21 protein-coding genes are annotated in these 25,623 nt (G+C 43.3%); 7 read left to right on the top strand and 14 right to left on the bottom strand.

What is annotated here, in order from left to right; genetic code table 11:
• Position 1: 1 nt before the first annotated feature.
• The 8 genes from LA303_RS07245 to LA303_RS07210 all read right to left on the bottom strand — a co-directional run bounded on the left by LA303_RS07245 (position 2) and on the right by LA303_RS07210 (position 11,624).
• The gene (locus LA303_RS07245; protein WP_240524622.1) at positions 2–2,224 is read right to left on the bottom strand and encodes a DUF4838 domain-containing protein; all 2,223 of its coding nucleotides are present in this window, start codon (positions 2,222–2,224) and stop codon (positions 2–4) included.
• A 61-nt stretch (positions 2,225–2,285) separates the two neighbouring features.
• Positions 2,286–3,533, bottom strand: a complete 1,248-nt coding sequence (locus LA303_RS07240; RefSeq protein WP_240524621.1) for an ABC transporter permease — start codon at positions 3,531–3,533, stop codon at positions 2,286–2,288.
• Positions 3,530–4,189 (bottom strand): uracil phosphoribosyltransferase, encoded by a 660-nt coding sequence (gene upp / locus LA303_RS07235; RefSeq protein WP_240524620.1) that lies wholly within the window; start codon positions 4,187–4,189, stop codon positions 3,530–3,532. The genes LA303_RS07240 and upp overlap by 4 nt, the downstream gene beginning before the upstream one ends.
• Before the next feature lie 90 nt (positions 4,190–4,279).
• The gene (locus tag LA303_RS07230; RefSeq protein WP_240524619.1) at positions 4,280–5,224 is read right to left on the bottom strand and encodes a GNAT family N-acetyltransferase; all 945 of its coding nucleotides are present in this window, start codon (positions 5,222–5,224) and stop codon (positions 4,280–4,282) included.
• 5 nt (positions 5,225–5,229) lie between these two features.
• A complete protein-coding gene (locus LA303_RS07225) occupies positions 5,230–6,543 on the bottom strand; it encodes a polysaccharide deacetylase family protein (RefSeq protein WP_240524618.1) in 1,314 nt (437 codons plus the stop codon).
• Between the two features lie 40 nt (positions 6,544–6,583).
• Positions 6,584–7,420 (bottom strand): hypothetical protein, encoded by an 837-nt coding sequence (locus tag LA303_RS07220; protein ID WP_240524617.1) that lies wholly within the window; start codon positions 7,418–7,420, stop codon positions 6,584–6,586.
• A gap of 50 nt (positions 7,421–7,470) precedes the next feature.
• A complete protein-coding gene (locus tag LA303_RS07215) occupies positions 7,471–8,679 on the bottom strand; it encodes an FprA family A-type flavoprotein (protein WP_240524616.1) in 1,209 nt (402 codons plus the stop codon).
• A 203-nt stretch (positions 8,680–8,882) separates the two neighbouring features.
• A complete protein-coding gene (locus LA303_RS07210; protein WP_240524615.1) occupies positions 8,883–11,624 on the bottom strand; it encodes a DNA gyrase/topoisomerase IV subunit A in 2,742 nt (913 codons plus the stop codon).
• 255 nt (positions 11,625–11,879) lie between these two features.
• On the opposite strand from LA303_RS07210, the gene amrB reads away from it, so the two are divergent.
• The gene (amrB, locus tag LA303_RS07205; RefSeq protein ID WP_240524614.1) at positions 11,880–12,974 is read left to right on the top strand and encodes an AmmeMemoRadiSam system protein B; all 1,095 of its coding nucleotides are present in this window, start codon (positions 11,880–11,882) and stop codon (positions 12,972–12,974) included.
• Positions 12,975–12,986: 12 nt separating this feature from the next.
• Positions 12,987–13,646, top strand: coding sequence for an HD domain-containing protein (locus LA303_RS07200; protein ID WP_240524613.1), 660 nt, complete (start codon positions 12,987–12,989; stop codon positions 13,644–13,646).
• Between the two features lie 311 nt (positions 13,647–13,957).
• Here LA303_RS07200 and LA303_RS07195 read toward each other — a convergent pair whose 3' ends face one another.
• Positions 13,958–16,291, bottom strand: coding sequence for a copper-transporting P-type ATPase (locus LA303_RS07195; RefSeq protein WP_240524612.1), 2,334 nt, complete (start codon positions 16,289–16,291; stop codon positions 13,958–13,960).
• 115 nt (positions 16,292–16,406) lie between these two features.
• The gene (locus tag LA303_RS07190) at positions 16,407–16,625 is read right to left on the bottom strand and encodes an SHOCT domain-containing protein (RefSeq protein ID WP_240524611.1); all 219 of its coding nucleotides are present in this window, start codon (positions 16,623–16,625) and stop codon (positions 16,407–16,409) included.
• Between the two features lie 310 nt (positions 16,626–16,935).
• Here LA303_RS07190 and LA303_RS07185 point away from each other — a divergent pair, with 310 nt between their 5' ends.
• From LA303_RS07185 to LA303_RS07170, 4 genes are read left to right on the top strand one after another with little or no spacing between them, the layout of a single operon-like run.
• Entirely contained in the window at positions 16,936–17,946 is a 1,011-nt protein-coding gene (locus LA303_RS07185) for an SDR family NAD(P)-dependent oxidoreductase (protein ID WP_240524610.1), read from the top strand.
• 2 nt (positions 17,947–17,948) lie between these two features.
• The gene (locus LA303_RS07180) at positions 17,949–19,571 is read left to right on the top strand and encodes an ArnT family glycosyltransferase (protein WP_240524609.1); all 1,623 of its coding nucleotides are present in this window, start codon (positions 17,949–17,951) and stop codon (positions 19,569–19,571) included.
• Between the two features lie 11 nt (positions 19,572–19,582).
• Positions 19,583–20,311: a glycosyltransferase gene (locus tag LA303_RS07175; RefSeq protein ID WP_240524608.1), complete on the top strand. Its 729-nt coding sequence runs from the start codon at positions 19,583–19,585 to the stop codon at positions 20,309–20,311.
• Complete coding sequence (locus LA303_RS07170) at positions 20,311–20,961, top strand: lipid-A-disaccharide synthase N-terminal domain-containing protein (RefSeq protein WP_240524607.1); 651 nt, start codon at positions 20,311–20,313, stop codon at positions 20,959–20,961. The genes LA303_RS07175 and LA303_RS07170 overlap by 1 nt, the downstream gene beginning before the upstream one ends.
• A gap of 84 nt (positions 20,962–21,045) precedes the next feature.
• Here the strand turns inward: LA303_RS07170 and LA303_RS07165 are convergent, their stop codons facing one another.
• From LA303_RS07165 to LA303_RS07150, 4 genes are read right to left on the bottom strand one after another with little or no spacing between them, the layout of a single operon-like run.
• Positions 21,046–21,636: an AraC family transcriptional regulator gene (locus LA303_RS07165; protein WP_240524606.1), complete on the bottom strand. Its 591-nt coding sequence runs from the start codon at positions 21,634–21,636 to the stop codon at positions 21,046–21,048.
• Between the two features lie 15 nt (positions 21,637–21,651).
• Positions 21,652–21,948: a Dabb family protein gene (locus LA303_RS07160; protein WP_240524605.1), complete on the bottom strand. Its 297-nt coding sequence runs from the start codon at positions 21,946–21,948 to the stop codon at positions 21,652–21,654.
• Positions 21,949–21,952: 4 nt separating this feature from the next.
• Complete coding sequence (locus LA303_RS07155; RefSeq protein WP_240524604.1) at positions 21,953–23,065, bottom strand: AI-2E family transporter; 1,113 nt, start codon at positions 23,063–23,065, stop codon at positions 21,953–21,955.
• Positions 23,066–23,112: 47 nt separating this feature from the next.
• Positions 23,113–24,276 (bottom strand): cytochrome-c peroxidase, encoded by a 1,164-nt coding sequence (locus tag LA303_RS07150; protein ID WP_240524603.1) that lies wholly within the window; start codon positions 24,274–24,276, stop codon positions 23,113–23,115.
• Between the two features lie 260 nt (positions 24,277–24,536).
• On the opposite strand from LA303_RS07150, the gene LA303_RS07145 reads away from it, so the two are divergent.
• A complete protein-coding gene (locus LA303_RS07145) occupies positions 24,537–25,622 on the top strand; it encodes a DUF2027 domain-containing protein (protein WP_240524602.1) in 1,086 nt (361 codons plus the stop codon).
• Position 25,623: the final 1 nt, after the last annotated feature.

Genomic DNA, 25,623 nt, shown 5'->3' with positions numbered 1-25,623 from the left:
TTTAATTGCCAATAATTTCGTCTGTAAAAATCCATGAAGGGTTGCCGTAACCCCGGTGCCATTGGGGGCAGGTTTTCATGGAGGTGGCTACCACACGCAGATAACGCACTTTAACAGGCGAAAAACGGAAATTGAAAGGTACGCTTTTTACCAGAAAACTATGGTCGGAATTATCTCCTTTCTTTTCCTGCAATAGACGGTAATGTTTCCCGTCGTTCGACACTTCTAGTTTTACGTTTACAGGTAAAAACACCCACGAATTTATGGCTTTCAGAAAATTCATTTCGATATGAGAAAGGGTGACCGGTTTTTTAAAGTAAAAGTCGGCAATCATATCATCGCCTTCAAACCCCAGCCAGTTGTGATGAAAGTCAAGCGCTCCCATCAAATTATCGGTCAGCGCTTTTGCCCCGCCAACCGGGTATTTGGGACTTGGTTTTGTTTCGAGCGTAACGGTTGCCTGTGCCAGTTTATTTGGCATGATTTCACGCCGCAGGTTATTCAGCACATAATTTTTGTAGTCCGACACGCTGAAATGCCTTTCTCGGACAGAAATTCGCGGGTCGGATTTGGCTACCTGTTCCATACGGTTAAGCAGCCGGATTATTTTCGGATTGATTACCTTTTTCCCGCTGGAATCGATAATGGCCGGCATCTGTTTAAAATGGCTGTTTACCGCTATGTCAACCCAGGCAAAATCCACGGAAAGCCGTGTACGTTTTACCCTGCGCAACAGAACCGGATTTCCGGCCACAGCCTGCTCGGCGCTGTCCATTACGGCTTCGTAATAATTCATTAAATGGGGCGACAGAAACGAACCGGTATAATCCGACGGGAAACCGTAAATGTTTAAAAACTGGTCGTTTTTATGTTGCTGCATTACCCGGTTCATCGTGTAGTAGTAATCGAGAATATATTTGGCGGCATTTCCGTAGTAGGCATGAACAAATATATGAACGAGCGAATCCACATTTGCATCCGGGTTCCATTCCAGTTTCGAAAGTAAATATTGTTTCAGCTCCATTAAATCGGACCAGTAACGGCCACTGCCCTGTTCGAAAATCATGTTTGCGCCGTATTTTTTAAAAAGCTGAATATTAGGTTGTAACACCGGAAAGTTAGGAAACGGACAGAGGTAGTTTTTAAACTGTACCACATAATTCCAAAGATAAATGTTGTGTGTCAGGTGGCTCCAGTCTTTAAGGTCGTGGAAAAAACTGTGCGGACCGTCCATTTGGTCAAGCGGCTTACTACGCGAGCACTCAATTGTACAAAGCATGATGTTCACATTGGAATCAGGTTTGATGCCCGTGGGCGCTTTGCGGGTAAATTGGTAAGCCAGCGTGGAAATAATTTTGTCAGGAAAAGCTTTGGCCACTTTGTTTACTGCTGCAATGTAAGCCCCCGAAACAGCACCATATTTTTTGTACAATTTTTGACACTTAGGACATTCGCAGTAATTGTATTCATCGTTTTGCGAAACCGACCAGTATTTTTTATCGGGTTTTTTATTTATCGCCTCTCCTAAATTTTTGATAAGTAGCTTGATAACAGCGGGATTGCTCAGACAAAGCTGGCCGTCTTCCATCCGCCGGCCATTTACCAGCGAGAAATATTCAGGGTGTTCTTTAAAATAAATTTTGGGCGGTATCAGTTTGTTAAAAGTATGCACATACATCCCGAAAACATTAATCCAGTTTAACTTATACCATTGGCGATAAGCCGGATTTCTTCCGCCCGGAAAATAAACACAACGGAAATCGAAGGCCGGATTGTATTTCTTAAATCCGGGAGCCAGACGGATACTGTCGTGATGCGGAATATAATCTTCCGTACTCGAAAGTTTGATACATCCCAGTTTTTCTTCAAGAAATGTGTTTACGGCATAAAGCGTTGACAACCCGGTTTTCCCTTCAAGGAAAATCCCTTTTTTGTTAATAGCGATAATGAAACCATCCTTTTTCAGCTTGCGCACCGAATCATTGTATGCAGGCAAAACCATTTGATGTCCCAGAAAAATCCCGGTTCTTTTCCGGGGAGTATGGTGGATAATGGCAATCCGGCGGCCGGTGATTTTTTCCCAATAGTTTTGCAATTGGCGGGCAGCATGCACCACTGTGGTATCGGCATGGGCAGGCTGGACAATGACATACTCTTTTTCCAGATGGGAAGAACAGGCCTGCAAAAAGATAATGAGAACCAATAAAAATGATAACCGTTTCATTTTTTCCGCTTTTTTAAAAGGATGAAAGAACGTTCATTTATTGCTGAACAAGGTTAATCTGTTATTCGTACCGCAAGGATTCAATGGGGTCAACGCGGGCTGCTTTATTGGCCGGAATGATCCCGGAAAGCAGTGCCACCACAAAAGTGACGATTACACCGCCAAAAACCCATAGCCAGGGAATGATAAAAGTGCTTCCCGTAATCATGGACACCGCATTTCCCATGATGACCCCCGAGATGATTCCCAATACTCCGCCAATCTGGGCAATGACCACTGCTTCAAACAGAAACTGATTTCGGATGGTTTTTCTCCGTGCACCGATAGCTTTGCGTATCCCGATTTCGCGGGTTCGTTCCGTCACCGAAACCAACATGATGTTCATCAGGCCGATGGCGGCCCCAAAGAGTGTAATCAACCCAATCAATGTGGCTCCCAGGGTAATGTTTCCGGTTAAACCGATAAGCATATTGGCAATTTTATCGCTTTTTACAATGGCGAACGAGTTTTCCTGTCCCAGCCGGTCTTTCCGGATTTGACGAAATACACCGGTGGCTTCTCCTACGGCCGCATCCATCTGATCCGGGTGGTTCACCATCACGCTGATGGAATAATTCATGTTGGGCCGCGAAAAGAACTGTCGTACATTATTTAGCGGCAGAAAACAGGCTCTGTCGCCGGTAAATCCCAAACTGGAGCCTTTTTCCTGAAGTACGCCCACAACCCGGTACATTCCGGGGCCTATGGAAACCATTTTTCCCACCGGATTTTCCTTGTGTTTAAACAATGTTTTGGCCACTTCATTGCCCAGGATAACCAGGTGACTTCCCCGGGTTACTTCGATGGGTTGAAAATTTCTTCCGCGTTCCAGTTTTAATCCGGCTGTAGCCAGATAATTTTCATCAATTCCGGTAACGGCGACGTTCGGATCCGTTTTTTGCGACCGGTATTTTACCGTAGCGGTTCCGGTTCCCACAATGCTCACCGATGCCACCGCCGGAAAAGAAAAGCGGTTTTTAAACGCTTCGGCTTCCCGATAAGTAATAATGGAATACACTTCGGCCCGTGTACGCCGGTGGCCTACCCGTACACGCATGGAACGGTTCCGGATGGTGAACGTATTTGAGCCCATCATGGCAAAATTCTTTGTCAGGAAAAACTCCACTGCGTCAATGGCTGTGAGAATCCCCACCAATGCCATGATCCCAAAAGCAATAATGGAAACGGTAAGAACGGTTCTTACCCAATGGCTCCTGATGGAATTGAGCGAAATACGGATATTTTCACGAACCAGTTTAAGATTTTTCACTTTTCATCTTCCTTATTGCCGTAGGCCAGGTCACCGGCATCACCAAGTCCGGGGACAATATAAGCTTTGGCGGTAAGCTCATCATCCACAGCTCCCGTCCAAATGGTCATTTTATATTTTGAGAATGATTTTTTCAGAAATTCAATACCTTCCAAACTGGCCAATACCGAAACCACATGGATTTCTGCCGGTTTTCCTTTTTCGATCAAGCCTTTTAAAGCGGCCACCAGCGACCCTCCGGTTGCCAGCATCGGATCGCTAATGACCAGGATTCTGTTTTTAGGACTGGGAGAAGAAACATATTCCAGTTTAATGACAAAATCTTCATCTGCATCATATTTCCGGTAAGCAGAAATAAAAGCATTGTCAGCCTGATCAAAAAAGTTCAGCAGTCCCTGATGGAGCGGAATTCCGGCCCGCAGAATCGTGGCAAGCAGGGGTTGTTGAGCAAGCACCTGCATATGAGCTGTTCCCAAAGGGGTAATCACTTCTTTTTCCCGAAAGGGCATGATTTTGCTGATTTCATAGGCAAAAATTTCACCCATTCGTTCCATGTTGCGTCGAAAACGCATACGGTCTTGCTGGATTTTTTCATCCCGCACTTCGGAAAGGAACTGATTAAAGATAGAGTTGGTTTTTCCTAATTCGTGAATCATAAAGTATTAGTTTGATACAAAGATACAGAAAAACGATGAAAAGCAGCGAAAATTTCCGGCTTTTGTATTTACTTTTTAGCAGTAATTAATTTACTTTGTATCAATACTTTTCAACCACGACACTATTTTATTCACCGGAAAAGAAAAACGATTTATTTCAAGGGTATAGTAAGTCACTTTCTGCGCTCCAAAGCCCCGGTAAAAACGGGCCAGTTGCGGATTGTTGGAGCCTTCAAAATCAAACACCCGGTTTGTTTCGGCATTTTCGCGCAATACACCGTCTATCAAAAAGGTCATGGCTCCGGTTTGGCGTCCTTCCGGAGAAACAGCCGAGAAAAGGAAAATCAGGTACTTTTTATCTTTCAGAACAAAAGCAGACGCACTCAGCTCATTGTGTACGGTATAAACACCGTAAAGCGTTCCCATGCCTTTATAAACCGACTGATACATGAGCCGCTGCAGCCTGAAATAATCCTTTTCATGCCAGTGTTTGATTTCTTGTCCTTTGCCTTGGCGGAACAGCTGAATAATTTTTGCCGGTTCCACCCCTTTCATCAACGTCAAACCGGCCTTTTGGGCTTTTTTCAGATTTCTCCGCGTGTTGGAAGAATAATGGGATGAGATGCCGGAATACCGGTTAATCAGGTCCAGCAAATAGTCGGTATTAGGAATCAGCCGGTAATTTTTAGGCTGTGGTTTATTGTGAATATTCAGCTGAATTTGAATGAAACGATAATGTTTGGGGATGGCCGAGAAAAAACGGTTGAGAATTTCGCTGTTCAGAATACCGACAGAAAAAACTCCCAGTTGTTGGGTGAAAAAAGGCTGGAAAAGATACGAAACACCCCACTTCCGGTTGCCGGTCAACGGCATCACGCGCTCGTAATCTCCTTCTATCAAAGCATCCCATCCGGGATGAACAATATCCAGATACCAGCTGCAGGCATAAATATTTCCGTTGAACGCTTTCCGGATGCATTGATCCCAGCGTTGCTTATCTATAGCATCATGCGGGATATATCGTATTGCTGTCATTCTGACTAAGCCGTTGCTTCTTCCAATAATGCTTCATACACTCTGCGCCACCCTTTCCATCTTTTGGCGTCGCTGAGCGACTCGTTATGCCAGAGAGAGATAAAGGTTCCTTTCACCTTTTTCACTTCATCCATAATTTTTTTTATCCGGTCGATGGCATCACCGGGGGTAAGCTGAAGATAATCTCTCAGGGTTCCGTCCATCACGGCAAAAGGATGCAGACGAAGTTTGGTTTCCACATCCAGTTCCAGGTCGTAGAAATTGTAAGTATCGCAAATGCCGGCACGGAATCCCGGAAGGGCTGCATATCCCATGGTATAATCATCCTGAATGTCATTTTCAATCAGATTTTGGTAAGTATCCGGGAGATTCAGGCGCAAAAAATGCTGGCGGCTTCGGGTAATTTGTGTCTTTAACAAATCCTCCAGGTTCTTAATTTCTTCTTTTAAAAGTTTGGGATTGTTCACCGTATTATAGCTTGGATGGATTCCCACTTCGGCGTAGTCGGCAATCCATTTTACCAGGCGCCGGAATTTTCCATTCCGGAAATTGATGTTTTTATCATAACGGCCATACATGCCAAACAAGATAAAATAAATAGGATGCAGGTTGTATTTTTTCTGATACGACAACTGTAAATCGTAGGTATCAAACGGATCGCGCTCTTTTCCCAGTAAAACGCGTGCCCGCAAGGCGACATCTTTAAACTGGAACATTTCCAATGATTTATAAAATCCGCCAATATTGCGCAACCATCCTTTTTGAGAAAATGCCCACGCCGAATCAATGTCGTATGTGGGAATGAACCGGAATTTTTTTTCCGGAAAAACAAAGTCCGGATAGCGTTTAAGAATAATTTCTTTGATTTCCAATGCCCAGATATTGACTACCGGTTTTTCCAGAATTTCCCATTCACTGCTCATACTCAGCGAAGCAGCAAACCGGCCGTGTTGGTCGCGAACAAAAGGGAGATACTCTTCATACCGCGAAACCAGAAAAAAGATGGCAGAAAAAATATCAAACGGCACCACGGATTCTTCATCAAAAACCTGGAAAAAAGCTTTATTTCCTTTATAATCAAAGGCATTATATTCCAGGCTATGCACTCCCCTTTCGAACAACAAGCCATTGGCTTTAAAAAAAATATCGTCAGTATGGGCTTTCCATCCATACATCATTTTGGGCTGGTCGGCACTCTGAAAAGCATCCAGGTCGTTGGTGAGTTCGTATTTTATTTTTAACAGTCCTTTCATCACCAGCCGGAAGACATACCGCACCCGGTTGGTCATTTTAGGAACATATATCAGTAATTCATTCATACCGTGTAAAAATAGGAAAAAATAGGGAAAGAATTCCGGTTTACTGGTGGGTATTGTCGAGCGGGACAAAACGGTCGTCAAATGCTGAAAAGAATTTGTGCCGGTACGGATCGTAACGCCAGTAACGCCTTGTCTGTTTTGCTGCCGGGACATTTTTTTTGAGAAAAACATTCAACAGGTAGTCAAAAGTGTATCCGGCATAAGTACGACCGAGATTCCGGGCATAGGTATAAATCTTTTTTACCGTCAAACTGTCGATGGTATAAAGATATTTGATGTCTCCCGAATAAGGATCCACCTGAAAATGACCATTCAGGTTATCCGTTAATAAATTTTCGGCAAAAAGTACTTTTCCTTTTTTATCCCGAATAAGCGGCCCTTTTAAAACAAACCACGAGCTGACATCCAACGCGTTCAGGTTCTGATGATGAACATAAACATCATATCCGTAATAAGCGGTGTCTGAATAAAAATAGTATTGTTCTTCCAGTTCAATCTGCGCTACATGAACCCGATAATACGTACTGTCAAAAGGACGTTGAACCACGAGAAAACCATATTTTTTCAGCTCAGAACGGTAACCATCCATGAAATGAGCAATGAAAACGGAATCTTTGATTTTCCGGATAAAATCAGAATGTACCCAGAGGATAGAATCTTTCTGCCGCTGATTAAAATAGGGAATAGAATCCAGGATTCCGGTTTTTAAATTGTATTTGTACAGGAATGCCGGTGGGGAAACCACTACCGGCATTCCGATCATTTCCCGCACAAACATTTTAGCCAGTTTCCGTTCCGACTGGGCTTGTATGTTGCCAAATTCGAACAACAGTCCCAGCAACAGAAAAATGACTACCGGAAACTTTTTTTTCTTCATTTTTTTATTTCTCTGTTCACCTTCTGAGCTTAACGCAAAGAATCGGTTTCTTATTTTTCAAGCAGCGCTTTTCCAAAAGCCAGACCATATTCATAAGCCGCTTTGCGTTCCGCTTCATCCGGCATAAATTTCACAAAAACACCCTCTCCGAAAAATTTAAATTTCAAAGCGGTAAGGTTAGCTTCCAGCATCTTTTTGCTCTCGCCGCTCCAGCCATACGAGCCAAATGCCCCAGCCAGTTTTCCGTGATCACGATAAGGATTCACGACGGCAAAAAGACGGTAGATAGGCAACAAAATATTTTGATTAATGGTTGGGCAACCTACCACAAGTGCATTACAACGGGTCAGTTTCATTTCCAACTCTCCCAATTGGGCATGTTCAATGTCGGATACATCCACATCAAAATCTCCGGCTGCACGAATTCCTTCGGCAATGGCTTCAGCCACTACGCCGGTATTGGCATACGCCGATACATACGGAATGAACACATTGTTTTTCTGTGGTTTTTCCATGAATTTCTCCGACCAAATCCGTGTCATTTCCATGTAATGCCGCCAGTTTTTGCGGAGCATCGGGCCATGACCCGGGAGAATCGCCTGAATTTCCAGTTTTTCGATTTTCTCAATGGCTTTCAGCATAAATTTGCTGAACGGTTTGATGATAACATCAAAATAATAGCGGAAAGCTACATCAAAATCATCCACTTTATCATCAAACATCCGGTCGTCTGCAAAATGACAGCCAAACGAATCGCAGGTAAACAGAAGCTGTTCTTCTTCGAGGTAGGTGTACATGGTATCAGGCCAATGCAGGTTGGGTGCAGAGATAAACCGCAGCGTTTTATTGCCTAAATCCAGTGTATGCCCGTCTTTTACGGCTATGGCTTCAAATTCGGTATCCAACATGTCTTTCAGATAGCGAATAGCAGCAGAAGTAGCCACCACTTTGGCTTTAGGGGCAATCTTCAGTAAATTCTTCAGATTTCCGGAGTGATCAGGCTCCGTGTGATTCAAAATAATATACTCGATTTCGGCCGGGTCGGTAACCGCCCTGATCTTTTGTTCGTAATCTTCCCAGAAAGTCTCTTTGGAAGTATCAATAATGGCCTTTTTTTCGGCATCAATGAAATAGGAATTGTAGGTCGAACCGTAATCCGTGGTCATTACCACATCAAACGTTACTAAATCGTAATCCAGAATTCCAATCCATTTTACATCCGGCGTAACTTCTAAAACAAGATTCTTTATTTTTTTCATTTTTTGCGTTTTTTCAGAATTTTGCGCAAAGATAGGCAACTAAGAGATTTTTTGCCCGATTTTAATAAAAAATTAAGAAAGATTTCCCCATTAAATTTTACCGGAATCCAGGGTAAAATAATCGGGTGACCGGGCTTTTTACGCCTATCGGTTTATGTGTGGTATTTGAGATAACAAATTATATTACAGTCATTTCCGGCATACTAGAAAAGTTCCAGCTGGATTTCATCCTCTCCATCTCCGGTTTTTTGATTCTTATCCCCTTCTTCCGGTACTGGTTTTTTTGATGAATCAGCCGGTTTTACAGGCTCAGCTTCGGTGGTTTTTGGCTTATCGGTTTCTTCTGTAGCACTGGCTGTTTTACCGCCGTTATTTTCTTCTTCCGCTTCTTCAGCCGGAGTGTTTTCCACCGGTAAAGGAGAAAGCCATTTTATCTTTTTCACCTCTTTGTTCGAAATCCGTTTTCCTTTGGCACGGTAGCTCTTCACCCCGATAAAATCTTCGGCCAGAATAATTTCGGAAATCAATTCCTGATCATTTTTGGTTTTGAGCTCCACCTCAAGCCGCGGACGTTCGTCCAGTGTAAAAAGCACCAAACGTGAGCCTTTTGAATCCGGAATAAAAGAATATTTACGATCAGCAGGCGTATCGGCATCGATAGTAAAACGCTTGAGATAATAACGTTCCTGACCGCCGTCGAAATAAACCACAGTAATGGTTTTTTCAGGGTTAAATTTCTCAATAAAAATCATTTCATCGTCAAAATGCGTAGCCAGGTCATAACCGGTAAGTTTAAACTCGCCGGTGGACAAAATCGTCAGGATTTTATCATCTCCTTTAAAAGCGCCCAGATGGACACCTCTTTCTTCGGTATTCAGCCGGCGGACCGTTTCATCATACCACACATCCAGGGCTCCCAGAGTTGAAACCCCTTCTTCACGTTTTACAATATTCCGGATGGAGGTTTTACTCAGGATATTTCCCTGTGAAGTACGCCCTTTGATAGCCAAATCCTTAAAATCAAAATCGAAGTGTGTTTTTTTCATTTTCGGTTTGGGACGCAGGTTTACCCGAACCACTTCCGCTTCTCCGTTAGGATTGGCCGAAAAGTAAACCACTTTCGACCCCGGGGTGCCTTTGGTCAGGTCGTATTCTTTATCGCGGGTCACGCCTTTTACAGCAAACCGTTTTACATAATATTTTCCCTGCCGGCCATCCCGATAAATCATGTTGTAAATGGTCCGGTCGTCGTTCTTTTTAAAGACAGCGATATGAATTACATTTTTCCCCACAAAAACTTTCGGAGCCACTTTGGTTACCAAAAAAGTACCGTCTTCACGAAAAACAATAATATCATCAATATCCGAACAATCGGAAACATATTCATCTTTTTTCAGACCGGTTCCGGCAAAACCTTCTTCGCGGTTCACATACAACTTTTCGTTGGCTACGGCCACCATATTGGCCTGAATGGTATCGAAATTGCGAATTTCGGTACGGCGTTCACGCCCTTTGCCGTATTTCTTTTTGATCTGTTTAAAATACTGAATTGTATAATCGATCAGGTGAGCCAGATGGTTTTTCACTTCTTCCATCTCCTCTTCCACCTTTTTGATTTGCTCTTCCGCTTTAAACGCATTGTATTTGGAAATCCGTTTGATTTTAATCTCGGTAAGGCGAACCAAATCATCATGGGTTACCTCGCGGCGCAGTGACTTTTTAAACGGCTCCAGTCCTTTGTCGATGGTGGTTAAAACACAATCCCAGGTTTCGCATTTTTCAATCAGCAGATAAATGCGGTTTTCGATAAAAATCTTTTCGAGGGAAGCATTGTGCCAGTGGTCTTCCAGTTCGCCAAGACGGATTTCCAGCTCCTGTTTTAACAGGCTTACCGTACGGTCGGTATTGGCCCGCAGAATTTGTTTTACGGAAATAAACTGCGGACGGCCGTCAAGGATGACACAGGCATTGGGCGAGATGCTCATTTCGCAATTGGTAAAAGCATACAGCGCATCAATGGTTTGATCGGGCGAAACATTGGAGGCCAGATAAATGACGATTTCCACATTTTCCGCCGTGTTGTCGTCAATTTTTTTGATTTTGATCTTGCCTTTGTCGTTGGCAGCCACAATCGAATCAATCAACGAAGAAGTGGTAGTGTAATACGGAATTTCGGTAATCACCAGCGTTTTTTTGTCCCGCTGGCTGATTTTTGCCCGTACCCGTATTTTTCCGCCTCTTAAACCTTCGTTATATTTCGAGACATCTACCATGCCGCCTGTCAGAAAATCGGGATACAGCTCAAAATCCTTTCCCTGCAAATAACGAATGGAAGCGTCAATCAATTCATTGAAATTGTGCGGCAAAATTTTTGAAGCCAGTCCTACAGCAATACCTTCCACGCCCTGAGCCAACAGCAAAGGAAATTTTACCGGCAGGGTAACCGGTTCTTTGTTACGGCCGTCATACGAAAGTTTCCACTGTGTCGTTTTCGGATTGAAAACCACTTCTTTGGCAAAAGCCGACAGACGGGCTTCGATATATCGCGGAGCAGCTGCACTGTCACCGGTCAGGGTGTTTCCCCAGTTTCCCTGGGTATCGATAAGTAATTCTTTTTGTCCTAATTGCACCAGTGCATCGCCGATGGAAGCGTCGCCATGCGGATGGAACTGCATGGTATGACCGATAATGTTGGCGACTTTGTTAAACCGACCGTCATCCAGGCGGCTCATGGCATGCAAAATACGGCGTTGTACCGGTTTTAAACCATCAGCGGCTTCCGGAACGGCCCGTTCCAAAATCACATAAGAGGCATAGTCAAGAAACCAGTTTTCGTACATTCCGCTCAGATGCAGATGTCGGTATTCTTCCTTACGTTCTTTTTTATCCGGATTGTTTTGTTCTTCTCCCTCCCGGGGCAGGTTTTGGCTTTCCAATTCGTCCATAGAAATTGTCTCTCCTAAAATTTTCCGCACATGCCGCCTCTTCTGTCACAGGCAGCCCTTGTCATTTTGTTTGAGACTGCGAAGATAATAAATCGTTGCAAAAGGAAAAACCCATTTCACAAACCGGTACAGCAGATTTCCCTTCCCTTCCTGATGAATAAAAAAGTAAAAAAAACCTTTCGAACCGAAAAAAGCTTTCCGGTTCCTTTTTCAATTGGCAGAAACCCTTAAATTTGTCCAAAAAACACACGCGGCATGAAGAAAATTTTTACTCTTTTGATTTTAACCGGATTTTTATTCATCATTTTTCCATCTTGTAAAAATATGACACACCAAACAAAAATACGTTCACATCTGGTTGATACGGTAGGCTTTGCCCAATATCCCTGGCAAATGGACAGTCTGATGAACCGTATTAAAAAGTATCAGGGTAACCTTTTGGAACAACGGACAAAATATCTGAACAAAAAGCCGACAAAAGCCATTTTGTCGCCACATGACGATTATACCTATGTAGGCTATTTGTATCCGGCGGCGCTTTCACAGATCAAAGCAAAAACCGTAATTATTTTCGGGGTAGCCCACAAAGCCAAAAAGCTCCACCTGGAAAACAAAATTATTTTTGATTCATTCGATTATTGGAAAGGGCCTTACGGGAATGTGAAAGTTTCCGATTTGCGGGATAAAATTATGGATTACCTGCCCCGTGACCTTTACGAAGTGAATGATTCCATGCAATCTATTGAGCACTCGGTAGAAGCTGAAATTCCATGGCTTCAGTATTTCGACCGGAATGTGCAAATTGTTTCTATTCTGGTTCCGTATATGTCATTCGACCGGATGAAAGCCATTGCCGAACCTTTGGCCAAAGCCATTGAAAAAGCTACCGCATCCGAACACATGCAATGGGGAAAAGATTATGCCTTTCTGATTTCCACCGATGCCGTACACTACGGCGATCAGGGCTGGGGCGGGCAAAATTTTGCTTTTTACGGTACCGCCTGCACCAGCTATACCAACGCAAAAGGCCATGAACTGGAAATCATGCATACCATCAGCGGCTATATCAGCACAGGTATGATCCACAAATTTTGCGATATGACGGTAGAAAAAAGTGATTATCACAAATATAAATGGACCTGGTGCGGACGTTATGATGTCCCGCTGGCTTTGCTTACACTCAATGACCTGAACGAAATGCTTTACCATGAACCGCTGCACGGACAGGTTATCGGCTATTCTACCAGTATTGAACATGCTCCCATTCCGGTAAATGATCTGCGTATGGGCATCACGGCACCGGCCAATGATCATCACTGGGTAGGTTATGCGGCCATAAAATATTATTAATCTGTTGTCTGAATGAATTCTCTTGAAGAAAAAAGTATTCAACAAACTGCTGATTTTGTAAAAAAAGAGCTATCCGGTGCCGAAAGTGGTCACGACTGGTGGCACATTTACCGGGTTTGGAAACTGGCACAACGTATAGCTGTTGAAGAAAAAGCCAATGAACTGGTGGTTAATCTGGGCGCTTTGTTGCATGATATTGCCGATGCCAAATTTTACGGCGGCGATGAAACGGTTGGTCCCCGCAAAGCGGAAGCCTTTTTAAAAACGCTGTCGTTGTCGCAGGATATCATAAACCAGGTGTTGAATATCATCCGGTTTGTTTCGTTTAAAAACCGGAATGAAAAACCGGAAAACGATTCGTTGGAACTGCACATCGTTCAGGATGCCGACCGTTTAGATGCCATTGGAGCCATCGGGATAGCCCGGGCGTTTAGTTTTGGCGGATTTAAACAACGGGAAATGTATAATCCGGATATTCCGCCCAACCCCGATATGAGCAAAGAGGAATACAAAAAATCGGAATCTCCCACGATCAATCATTTTTATGAAAAACTTCTGTTGTTAAAAGCAATGATGCATACAACAACAGGCAAACAAATGGCCAAAGAACGGCATGCTTTTATGGAGCAGTTCCTGGAAGAGTTTTACGCCGAATGGGAAGGGAAAAAATAACCGGTTTGTAATGGATTTTATTTCTTCTGCACAGGGTAGCTGATGAAAGCATGGAACTTCACCATCAATTTACTCTCAAAAGTCGCGCATCCAAAAGAGATCGCGCTGACCTGCAGAAAAATAAACCAAAAGAAAAAGTCATTATCCACAGTAAACAATAAAGAAACGGGCAATTCAGTGCAAAAGGCTTCATAATCCCTTTCTTTTTACAGAAGGTCATAAAAATGAGTGTTGGATTTCTCCAAAATTCTGCAATACAAATGTTTCTGTCTGGATGATCATCAACAATTGTTTGCCCGGAATTATATAATCTATTGATTTCTCAATCGTAAGGCATTTGAAATCACCGAAACCGAACTAAAACTCATAGCGGCGGCAGCAATAACCGGGCTCAAAAGAAGCCCAAAAGCAGGATACAAAACTCCGGCGGCAACAGGAACGCCCACTGAGTTATACACAAAAGCAAAAAACAGGTTTTGTCTGATATTCCGCATCACTTTACGACTTAAATCGTAGGCCCTGACAATGCCGTTCAGGTCGCCTTTTATCAGCGTAACTTCGGCACTTTCCATGGCAATATCCGTACCCGTTCCCATGGCAATCCCAATATTGGCCTGGGTTAAAGCCGGAGCGTCGTTAATGCCGTCGCCTGCCATAGCCACAACCTGTCCCCGGTTCTGTAACTCTTTTATTTTATTATATTTATCTTCAGGAAGACAATTGGCCTGAAAGCCGTCAATTCCCACTTCATCAGCTATTGCTTTGGCTGTGTACTCATTGTCGCCGGTAAGCATGATTACCCGAAGACCGGCTTTATGCAAAGCACGTACAGCCTGTTTGGAAGTTTCTTTTACTTTGTCGGCCACACTGACCATTCCGGCTACTTTTTTATCAATCACTAGAAACATCACCGTTAGCCCTTTTTGTTGCCATTCCGCAGCCTTTTCCGCTTGTTTATCCGTCAATTTTGCGCCAAAAGTTTCCAGCAGCCGACTGTTTCCCAACCCAATTTCTTTTTCTTCCCATTTGCCGGTAACTCCTTTGCCGGCAACAGCTTCAAAATCTTTAACTTCAAACAGGGAAATATTCTTTTCTTCTGCCCCTTTAACGATGGCATCAGCCACCGGATGCTCACTGTTTTTATCCACAGAAGCTGCCAGCGCAAGCACCTCCAAATCAGAAAAATGAGGATCGAAAGAGACAAAAGAATTCAAAGCAGGTTTTCCTTCGGTCAATGTTCCTGTTTTGTCCACTATCACGGTGTCTATCTTACTCATTTCTTCAATGGCTTTGGCATCTTTCACCAATACGCCTGATTGGGCCGCACGCCCGGTACCTACCATAATAGACATGGGGGTTGCCAGTCCGAGCGCACAGGGACAGGCGATTACCAAAACGGCAATGGCATTCACAAAAGCATAAACCAGTGCCGGCTGCGGTCCGAAAAAATACCAGACAACAAAGGTAAGAATGGCCACGGCCACCACAATCTGGACAAAATATTTAGCCACTTTATCGGCCAGACGCTGAATGGGTGCCCGGGTTGCTCCTGCTTTGTTGACCATGTCAATAATTTGTGCCAGCAGCGTATCGGAACCCACTTTTTCTGCTTTCATTTGAAAAGCTGTTTTACCATTGACAGTACCGCCAATAACTTTTTCTCCTTCCGTTTTTTCCACAGGAATGGATTCGCCGGTGATCATCCCCTCGTCAATAACGGCATTCCCTTTTACAATTGTCCCGTCCACAGGTATTTTTTCACCGGGCCGCACCTGTAAAATATCTCCGGTTACCACTTCTTCCAGCGCGATTTCCTGTTCGGCTCCGTTACGGATAACCCGTGCCACCGGCGGAACAAGATTGAGCAGTGCTTTGATAGCGCTATTGGTTTTGCTGTGGGCTCTTAGTTCAAGTACCTGCCCCAACAATACCAGTGTCAGAATAAAAGCAGAAGCTTCGAAATAAAGATGAACATATCCCGCTGAATCTTTAAATTCTGCCGGGAAAATACCGAAAAAAAACATTCCTAACACACTGAATATAAATGCAGCGCCTACACCAAGAGAAATCAGCGTCCACATATTGGGTGACCACCGGCGAACCGAGTTCCAGCCCCTCACAAAAAAATCCCAGCCGGCGTAAAACACCACGGGAATGGTCAAAACAAATTCTGTCCAGCGCCAAAAATATTCAGAAGCTATTTTCTTCAAGTCAATCCACGGGAAATAGGCCGTCATGCTGATCATCAGAACCGGAACAGACAGAATCAGCGCTACCCAAAAACGTTTGAGCATCGCCTTGTAGGCTTTTTCTTCAGGACTTTCTTCGGCAGACGTTTTTGCCGCCAGGCTGACTTCTTCGATTAAATGCATACCACATACCGGGCAGTTGCCCGGATGATCATACGTTTTATCCCCTTCACAACGCATAGGGCAATGGTATTTTTCTCCGGATTTGTGTTCCTGATGGGCATACATCGCCTGTATTTCGGCTTTCTTTGCCGGATGATGATGGTTCGTCTTCTTTTCCTTACCGTTGACGGGAACCAAATGCATACCGCAAACAGGGCAGTCATCCGGATGGTCGTAGGTTTTATTGCCTTCGCAATGCATTGGGCAGTAATAGGATGTTATTTTGTTTTCCACTTCTAATTTTTTAATCTGTGTTCCTACTTAAACACGGTTATAAACGGGTAAATTTTCTTCCCGTACATTTTCACATACGGGAAGAAAAAACCATTTCTTTTCCTCATCGGGATAGCTACAAATTGTTTAACATGCTGTGATACTCTTCTTTGGATATTTCACCCCGGGCAAATCTTTTTGACAAAATTTCGCGGGGACTTTCCTGATGAAACCGGTTTTCAGAAGTTCCTCTGAAAAGGACAAACAGTATCCAAATGAACAGGGCCATCATGACGAAGCCACCAATCCACCAAAATCCCATTCCCCATCCGGTCATATTTTCTAAATGCATCATAATTTTAAAATTTTATTGATTTAACTTTTTGTTTTCGACAAAAGTACAGCTGTCGCATGCCATGGTTGTTACACAATTTTGTAAAAGAATTATATCTTTTTTGTAATCCGGATGCCCATCGGTATATTGAAAATCAGAGAAAACAACAAATGACAAGTGTCAAAAATTCAGACAAATACAACAAATACCTTCACGCTTTGCGGCAAGTTGTCCGAAATAACCTAATTTTGCACTTTTTATAAAATACGCTTGTCACGGGGGAATCAGGCTATCCTTTCCGGGGTTAAAAAGCGAATTAAAAAAGTTTTTGATGAAAGACAAAAATCTGAAGATAAAAGAAGCCGGCGACACAAAACAAACCTTTTTGGTCACCGGCGGAGCAGGTTTCATCGGCTCAGCATTGTGTAATGCACTTATTCGTCAGGGAAACAGGGTGATAAACATTGACAATTTCAATGATTTTTACGATCCAAAAATTAAAAAACAAAATGTTGCCCCCCTTGAGCAGCACGAAAACTATCATCTTTACAAAGCAGATATCCGTGACCAGGATGTTATAGACGAAATTTTTAAAACCCATCCGGTTGACGTGGTCATTCACCTGGCAGCCATGGCCGGTGTTCGTCCCAGCATTACCATGCCCGCGGTGTATGAAGCGGTCAATGTTCAGGGCACAATAAACCTGCTGAATGCCATGCATCAATACGGGGTGAAGCACATGGTTTTTGCCTCATCTTCTTCCATTTACGGAAACAGCAAACGGATTCCGTTTCGTGAAGATGACCCGCTGGAAAGGGTAATATCGCCTTACGCTGCCACCAAAAAATCGGCCGAAGAGTTTTGCTACGTTTTTCATCACCTGTTTGACCTAAACATTGTGGCTTTGCGGTTTTTTACGGTTTACGGTCCGGGACAACGGCCCGATCTGGCCATCCACAAATTTACCCGCATGATTTTAAACGGCGAGCCCATTCCCTTTTTTGGCGACGGCACCACCATGCGCGATTACGCCTACATCGACGACATTGTACAGGGCGTTATCCATGCAGCCGGTTTTGTTCAGCAAAAGCAACCGGTTTTTGAGATCATCAATTTAAGCGGAAACAAACCGGTTACGCTGTCGGAAATGGTACAGCAAATCGAGAAAGCCACGGGGAAAAAAGCCGTTTTGAACCGTCTGCCCATGCAACCCGGCGATGTAGTGCTTACTTACGCCGACATTACCAAAGCCCAAAAATTACTGGATTTTAAACCGGAAACACCCTTTGAAAAAGGAATAGATAATTTTGTACATTGGTACCGAACTATCCATAACCTGTAAATATGAAGAACGGAAAATTCTTATACTTTTTACTTCCTTTGTTACTGCTGGCCATGCTTTTCCATTTGGGGGCCTGGGGCGTTTTGGAAACCAGCGAAGCCCGTTATGCCGAAATTGCCCGAGAGATGATTACCACCGGCGACTGGTTTAAACCCCAGCTTCTTGGCATTTATCATTTCGACAAACCGTTAATGACCTATTGGATTACGGCCGTTGGAATGAAAATTTTCGGAATAAACGCTTTTGGTGCCCGTTTTTTTCTGCAGTTGGCCTATCTTTTACAAATTATCCTGGTTTATTCTATTGCAAAACAACTTTTTAACAACCGCGACAAAGCTTTTTACGCCGCACTGTTTTATGCCGGACTGCCGCTGGTTTTAATGTCGGTACGGAATTTGACTACCGATGCTTTTCTGAATACTTTCGAATTGCTGGCCGTATGGCTGTTGCTGCGTTATTATTCACACCGAAAACCGGTGTGGCTGTATCTGTTTTTTATCGACCTCGGACTGGCCCTTTTTACCAAAGGCCCGGTGGGATTAATCATTCCGTTGCTCATGGTTTACCCGCTTCGAAAAATAAAAGGAATTTCCGGTAAAAAAAACAACATCCACCTGATCATCGGAATTTTCATCATGCTGCTGATAGGCAGTTCGTGGTTTTTCTACCTGATGGCCCAATCCGATGCCTTTTACCGTTTCTTTGTGGACGAACAGCTGGCCGACCGGATGTTTAAAGCCTCTACCCTGCACCGCGCCAAACCGTTTTGGTATTATTTTGCCTTTTTCCCAGCGGCCACTCTGCCCGCTTTTGTCCTTGTCCCCGCGGCCATCCGCAAAGGATACCGGGAAAACAATACCGTCATGAAACAGATTACCCTTTTCTGGCTGGTGATTCCGTTTCTGTTTTTTTCGATTTCCAGTTCCAAACTGATTTTATATGTCCTGCCGTTAAGTCCTTATGTAGCACTGGCTGCCGCCTGGTTTCTTGCCGAAAGCCCGTGGAAACAGCTAAAAGGTTACTACTTCTTTTACTGGGGATTCCTTGTTTTGGTCTTGCTGGCTTTGATCGTCATTTTCACCGGACGGATTCCGGGATTCAATCTGCATCCTAATCTTCTCATAGTGTTATTCCTAAGTGCCGGTGCAGGATGGTTAATTTGGTTCTTTATCAAAAAAAGTAAAGAACGCTTTGCTCTTCTTTCGCTTTTTCTTCCTTTGATTTTAGTTCCTGTTTCCACACAGGTATTCAAACAAACAGAAGGCAATGCCCACGGAATGATGCCGGTTGTACATTTTCTTAAAGAACATCATCTTAACCAACAAAAAATTATTGTGTGGGACAAACGGCTGCCGTCGCTTTCGTTTGATTTGCAAAAAGAACTTTATAGTGTTTATTACAAAGATTTTTCGTTAAAAAGGCATACCGAATTTCAGGAAAACGACAACTGGAAGAAAAACCTGATTAACGTGAACCAACCCGATGAATATGCGTACCTTCAAAAACTGGTCAATACGCCTTCCGTTTTTATTGTACAGAAAGGAAAGTTTCCGGAAAATTATTCATCTTTGATACAGGGTTATCAACACAAAGCAACCATTAACCATTGGATAATTTACTATTGAAAACGAAAAATATGAACAAAACGGCGCAATACGAAATGACCATTGTGGTTCCGGTTTATAACGAACAGGACAGCATTTACCGGCTGGAAAAAACACTGGCAGATTATCTGCCCAAAGCTGCGGTAAAAACATGCGTACTGTTGGTAAACGACGGATCGAAAGACGACAGCCTGACGAGAATAAAGGAAGTATGTGCACGCCAAAATGATTTTTATTTTATCAGCTTGGCGAAAAATGGCGGACTGAGCACCGCTTTAAAAGCCGGTTTCGACCATTCTGAATCAAAACTAACGGCCTACATTGATGCCGATTTACAAACCACACCCGAAGATTTTAATTTGCTGCTGCCGCACATTACCGAGTATGAAATGGTCATTGGTATCCGTACCGGCCGGAAAGACAGCTTTGTAAAAAAGATGTCTTCGAAAATAGCCAACAGTTACCGCCGGATGATGACCCACGATGGCATCATTGATACCGGTTGTCCTCTGAAAATTATGCGTACCGAATATGCCAAAAAGTTTCCGCTGTTCGACGGGATGCACCGTTTTTTGCCGGCCCTTATCCAACTCGAAGACGGAAAAGTCAAACAGGTTCCGGTCCGTCATTTTCCTAGGCAGGAAGGCGAAAGCAAATACCACCTGTTCAACCGGCTGGCCGGCCCGTTTATCGACTGCTTTGCTTACCGGTGGATGAAAAAAAGATATATTCGTTATCAAATTGACCAAAAGAAAATTTAATGCTTTCTCCCGACAGTTATCTGGTTTATGCCTTAGGTTTCTTGGCCCAATTGCTTTTTTCGGCACGTATGCTGGTGCAGTGGATTCTTTCGGAACGGGCCAAAAAAGTGGTGTCGCCCCAGCTTTACTGGCAACTGAGCATTGTGGCAGCCATCATCATGTTCTTTTACGGATGGCTACGCCATGATTTTGCCATTATTCTCGGACAATCAATCACTTACTTTATCTATATCTATAACCTGAAGCTCTTAAAAGCCTGGAAAAAAATGCCCGCGGCTTTCCGGACTTTTTGCTATCTGGTTCCGCTCATTGTCATTCCTTATGCCTTCATTAATTACCAAAGCACCGTACAACGTCTTTTCCATAACAGCGAAATCCCGATGTATTTGTTGCTGTGGGGTTCGGCCGGACAGGTTGTTTTCACGCTTCGCTTTGTGTATCAGTGGTTTAGCTCAAGGAAAATACAAAAATCCATTCTTCCTATGGGATTCTGGGTTATCAGTCTTACCGGTTCGGCCATGATCGTCAGCTATGCGGTATATCGTCGTGATCCTGTTTTGTTTCTCGGACAAATTTTCGGTGCTGCCATTTACGCCCGGAATATCTGGTTAATGATCCATTCACGAAAAATAAGTCGGACGGCTGAGTAGGAAGATGGAAGTCAGAAGATAGAAGACCGAAGTCAGAAGTTGGAAGACTAAGCAGTTGGAGATTCAACTTTGATTTTTGGCATGCTACTCTTCCGGTAACCCGTTTTCGCCTATTTTATCCAGCGCTTTCCGGTTATGGATTTGCATTTTCTTATACGCCGTGGGGCTCATCCCGATAACTTTTTTAAACTGGTTGGAAAGATGCTGAACACTGCTGTAACCTGTTTTCCAGGCAATTTCCGACAGGGTTAACTCATCGTAAACAAGCAGCTCTTTTACTCTTTCAATTCGTTGCAGGATGGTATATTTTTCGATGGTTGTACCCACCACCGACGAAAAAAGGTTGCTCAAGTAAGAATATTCGTGATGCAGTATCCGGGCAAGATGATCAGAAAAATTGATATGCTTTTCTTCGTCTTTGTCGTAATGAACATAGTTGATGATCTCGGTTTTGATCTGCTCCACCAACCGGCTCTTTTTATCGTCAATCAATTCAAAACCAATCGCCCGCAAATTTTCCCGTAACTTTTCCAGGGTAACGGCATCGGGTTCGGTTTCTACAACGGCTTCCCCAAGAATAACCGAAACAGGCTTCAACTTCAGCCGGTTTAGTTCATTTTCCACTGCCAAAACACAGCGGTGACAAACCATGTTCTTGATAAACAACTTATTCATTCCCGGGGGGAAATCTTATTCGAAAAAATAGTCCACCGATGCCACAGCATCCACGGTTTCTTTCATCCGGTCCAGTATTTTTACATGATCGGGATGTGTACGGTAAGCATTCAGTCCGTCCTCATCATCAAAAACAGCCGTTAGCACCAGATGATAAGCCGAAGGTTTGGTATTGATATTTTTCCCCACTTCCATGGATTTCAAGGACGGAACACTTTTTTCAAGTGCTGTTAACATTTGCATAAACTCACCGGTCAGTTTTTCCGTATCCTGTCCGGCAGCAAACCGTATCATAACAATGTGTTTCAGCATAGTATTATTTTTTGTCTTTTCTAAATATTCTGGTCAGTTTCTCACGGGTAATGCTGTGTTCTTCAGCTCCTCCGGAACCCAACAAATAACCTATCGGAGCCAGCTCGGGTAAATTCTCTCCCAGCACCCGGAAAACAGCGGCCATAGGAACGGCAATAAACATGCCCGGCAATCCCCAGATAAAGCCGCCAAAGGTAATGGCCAGAATAATCATAAACGGGTTGATACTGACATGTGATCCTACAATATTGGGTGTAAGGATATTATTCTCCGTGAACTGTACGATAATAAATTGAACGACCACCAACAACGCATATTGCGGTGATCCCATTGTAAAAATGGCAATAAACAACGGGAAACTATAACCAATAATGGTACCGTAATAAGGAATGAAATTCATCAACGCAGCCAAAACCCCCAACAACAAGGCATGTTTCATCCCAATAATAACAAAACCGGTACTGTTCAAGATTACCAATATTGATACTACGATGGTCACGCCGGTCATATAATGGATAACCAACTGGTTTACTTCATCAATAATTTTACGGGCAATGGCATGTTTTTCTTCCGGCACAACCATCAAAATAAAATCATGAAATTTATTGCGATAGAACAAAAGGAAAAAGATATATACCGGCATAATGCCCACCGAAAAAACCGTTTGAAAAGTGGCGCCAAAAGCACTTTTAAAATTGCTACCGCTAAAACTAAGCATATTGGCCGCAAACTGTTTGAATTGTTCTTTCAGTTGTGGTGTTTCCACACCGGTAATGTCCGTCAGATGTTTGAAGATGGCGTTGATATTTCGGGATGCCGTAAGTTTTAAAGAGGGCAAATCTTCCAGAAACAATCCCATTTGCTTGTAAATAAAGAAAAACAAGCCACTTACCACGGCAATACCCAATAAAATACTGATAATATTGGCCAGAATCCGCGGAATATGATGGCGTTCAAGATAGCTGGCAATCGGATACAGCAGATAGGCAAACAATCCACCTAAAGTAATGGGATACAAGTAATTCCTGAATTCTGTCAGAATAAAATATGATAGCCATAAAAACAGCAGAATAATGGTAATACGCAGCAATAACGGAAGTTTCAAATTCTCTTTCATCGGTTTTATGTCAAGCAAAAAAGTAAAATGGCCTTTTTACGAGCGCTTTATTTCTGATCAGGAAACTTGTCCGGTTTGGAAAAAGCCGGATTGGTTAAAAAACTATCGTCACGCAAAGTTTTTATAAAGTTCAGCAAGTCTTCTTTATCATTGGGGGTCAACCGGACGCCATTATCATTAATGTGATGCATTAACGGGTTGACGTACCGGGTATTTTTCAGTTTAGACGAATAAAAGTCGATGACCTGCTCCAGGGTTTTAAAACGTCCGTCTCGCATATAAGGGCCTGTCAGTTCCACATTACGCAAAGTAGGCGCTTTATAGGCACCATGGTCGGCCGGGTTTCCGGTAATAGCAAAACGATCCGATTTATCCTTGAAAACCGAATCTAACGCATTATTGTAACATAAATTCGTTGTAAACAACGGATTACCATAACCTCCGTGACAGTGGAAACAATCAGCTCCTTCTTCTGTCGTGAACAAAACATAGCCATGCAGTTCCGATTGAGAAAGCTGCACTTCACCACGCATGTACTTATCAAATTTTGAATCGGCGGATATCAATGTTCTTACAAACTGCGCAATGGCTTTTTCGATGTTTTTAAACGTCACCGTCCGGCTGCCGAAAGCCTTGTAAAAAAGCTCAGGATACCCCGGAATCGACTGAAAAAGTTCTTTCACCTGCGTGGTATCCCCTGCCATCTCCACGGGCGAAGTTACCGATTCGTACACCATGTCTTCCAGTGTCCGCATATGCGGATTCGGATTTTCAGGTGATATGGAGCCATTCCAGCCATAACCGTTAAAGTTCCATACCAGGTTAATCATGGGCAACATCACATGGTGAGTACGTTCTCCCCGAATACCTTTCACAATTCCTCCCGGAAAACGGGGGTTATTTTCTCCCGCCTCAAAAGAATTTTTTTGTACATGACAAGTAGAACAGCTCATCATGGAATCCGGATCCGTACGCCCCGAAAGGCGACCGTCGTAAAAGAGATAACGCCCCAGTTTAACGCCTTCCACCGTCATGGGATTATCTTTGGGAATATTCATCTGGGTAGGAAAACCAAAAGGTATTTTTATTTTATACGGAGTCGGTTGATAAGCAGGCTGAGCCTGGGAATCTGCCAAATCAGAGGAAGATTCATGACAATTAATTCCCACCAGCGTCATCAAAATGAGTATAACAGGTAAAATTTTTTTCATCGGTTCATATTTAGCAGTACTACAGTTCTGACAAAAATAATAACTTTCCTACAAAAACAACGCTTATACCCCATAAAAATTTTCTTCGATTAACCCTTTTAATAAAATGATGCATCCTGTGTTTTTTCGCTTACCACATGCCGTTCGAGATCACATCACCCAAATTTCTCTTTTTTCCGGTTTATCTGATAGAACCATTCTAAATAGCCATCCGGACAAGCTTTTATTTCGTACCTTTGCCCCCCAAAAGGAAAAGCTCCATGCAGTTTAAAAAAGGCGATAAGGTAAAGTTTCTGAATGAAACCGGCGGAGGAATTGTTACCGCTGTCATTGATAGCAAATTAGTGAAAGTGGAAACCGAAGATGGTTTTGAAATTCCTGTTTTAAGTAAAGATCTGATTCCGGATTACCGGGAAGAAGAAGCGCGTCAAATCCAATCGGAATTTGCCCGCCCAGGAAACAAGCCGGCCCCTGCTCCTGAAAAAACCACGCCGGAAGCCGAGGAACCTTCGCTGGTCAGCGAAATTAACCCGTGGGTAGAAGTTAAAGAAGACGAAGGATTTTATCTGCTTTTTGAACCTCATGAGCAGCAATGGGTGCTCACCGGAAATCTGGACGTAATTTTAGTAAATCATACGCCTTTCGATATTTTATACAACCTGTTTCTTGAGCGAAACGGGGAAACCAAAGGAATTGATTACGGGTCGGTACCTCCTGAATCAAAAATTGTTTTAGCTACCATTTCCCGTGATGAAATCGAGCAATGGAATCGTGGAATTTTTCAGATTTTAATCCATGAAAACCAGCCAGAAAAGATCTATCTTCCGGTGCATGCCCAAATAGATATCCGGGTCAACCGGTTTTTCAAAGAAGGAAGTTATCAGACCAACACCCTGACCAACAGCCGGGCTATGGTTTCGGTTATTGCTACAAAAAGTATGTTGACGGTGGCAGAAAACGGTATTCCGGCAAAAAAGGCGGAACCCGTAATCAAAGAGAACAAAACAACGACCAAACGTGAGATTCCTTTTATTGAAAAATTCCGTACGGCACCCGGTGAAGCGGTAGTTGACCTTCATATCGGCGAAATTGTGGATAATATTGCGGGACTTGACAGTCGCGATATGCTTCAACTTCAGCTCAATTATTTCAGAAAAGCCCTGGAGAGTGCCATTATGGAAGAATATCATAAGGTAACTTTCATACACGGCGTAGGAAACGGCGTGCTGAAGAACGCCATTATCAAAGAAATAAAAAATTATGAAAATGTGGAAGGCCACATGGCTTCCATTATCAAATTCGGAGTGGGGGCTTTGGATGTTTCCATCAACTCCCCGACAAACTGAT

This window comes from Candidatus Sulfidibacterium hydrothermale (assembly GCF_020149915.1).
GTDB lineage: Bacteria > Bacteroidota > Bacteroidia > Bacteroidales > F082 > Sulfidibacterium > Sulfidibacterium hydrothermale.
The sequence above is the reverse complement of the archived record's forward strand: the minus strand, read 5'-3'. Positions and strand labels throughout refer to the sequence as shown.

What these genes read in the sequence shown, in the direction of transcription:
- LA303_RS07210 (WP_240524615.1), bottom strand. Translation starts at nt 11,624, where the DNA reads ATGGACGAATTGGAAAGCCAAAACCTGCCCCGGGAGGGAGAAGAACAA.
- LA303_RS07225 (WP_240524618.1), bottom strand. Translation starts at nt 6,543, where the DNA reads ATGAATGAATTACTGATATATGTTCCTAAAATGACCAACCGGGTGCGG.
- amrB (WP_240524614.1), top strand. Translation starts at nt 11,880, where the DNA reads ATGAAGAAAATTTTTACTCTTTTGATTTTAACCGGATTTTTATTCATC.
- LA303_RS07200 (WP_240524613.1), top strand. Translation starts at nt 12,987, where the DNA reads ATGAATTCTCTTGAAGAAAAAAGTATTCAACAAACTGCTGATTTTGTA.
- LA303_RS07185 (WP_240524610.1), top strand. Translation starts at nt 16,936, where the DNA reads ATGAAAGACAAAAATCTGAAGATAAAAGAAGCCGGCGACACAAAACAA.
- LA303_RS07170 (WP_240524607.1), top strand. Translation starts at nt 20,311, where the DNA reads ATGCTTTCTCCCGACAGTTATCTGGTTTATGCCTTAGGTTTCTTGGCC.
- LA303_RS07180 (WP_240524609.1), top strand. Translation starts at nt 17,949, where the DNA reads ATGAAGAACGGAAAATTCTTATACTTTTTACTTCCTTTGTTACTGCTG.
- LA303_RS07145 (WP_240524602.1), top strand. Translation starts at nt 24,537, where the DNA reads ATGCAGTTTAAAAAAGGCGATAAGGTAAAGTTTCTGAATGAAACCGGC.
- upp (WP_240524620.1), bottom strand. Translation starts at nt 4,189, where the DNA reads ATGATTCACGAATTAGGAAAAACCAACTCTATCTTTAATCAGTTCCTT.
- LA303_RS07220 (WP_240524617.1), bottom strand. Translation starts at nt 7,420, where the DNA reads ATGAAGAAAAAAAAGTTTCCGGTAGTCATTTTTCTGTTGCTGGGACTG.
- LA303_RS07245 (WP_240524622.1), bottom strand. Translation starts at nt 2,224, where the DNA reads ATGAAACGGTTATCATTTTTATTGGTTCTCATTATCTTTTTGCAGGCC.
- LA303_RS07155 (WP_240524604.1), bottom strand. Translation starts at nt 23,065, where the DNA reads ATGAAAGAGAATTTGAAACTTCCGTTATTGCTGCGTATTACCATTATT.
- LA303_RS07215 (WP_240524616.1), bottom strand. Translation starts at nt 8,679, where the DNA reads ATGAAAAAAATAAAGAATCTTGTTTTAGAAGTTACGCCGGATGTAAAA.
- LA303_RS07165 (WP_240524606.1), bottom strand. Translation starts at nt 21,636, where the DNA reads ATGAATAAGTTGTTTATCAAGAACATGGTTTGTCACCGCTGTGTTTTG.
- LA303_RS07190 (WP_240524611.1), bottom strand. Translation starts at nt 16,625, where the DNA reads ATGATGCATTTAGAAAATATGACCGGATGGGGAATGGGATTTTGGTGG.
- LA303_RS07160 (WP_240524605.1), bottom strand. Translation starts at nt 21,948, where the DNA reads ATGCTGAAACACATTGTTATGATACGGTTTGCTGCCGGACAGGATACG.
- LA303_RS07230 (WP_240524619.1), bottom strand. Translation starts at nt 5,224, where the DNA reads ATGACAGCAATACGATATATCCCGCATGATGCTATAGATAAGCAACGC.
- LA303_RS07150 (WP_240524603.1), bottom strand. Translation starts at nt 24,276, where the DNA reads ATGAAAAAAATTTTACCTGTTATACTCATTTTGATGACGCTGGTGGGA.
- LA303_RS07175 (WP_240524608.1), top strand. Translation starts at nt 19,583, where the DNA reads ATGAACAAAACGGCGCAATACGAAATGACCATTGTGGTTCCGGTTTAT.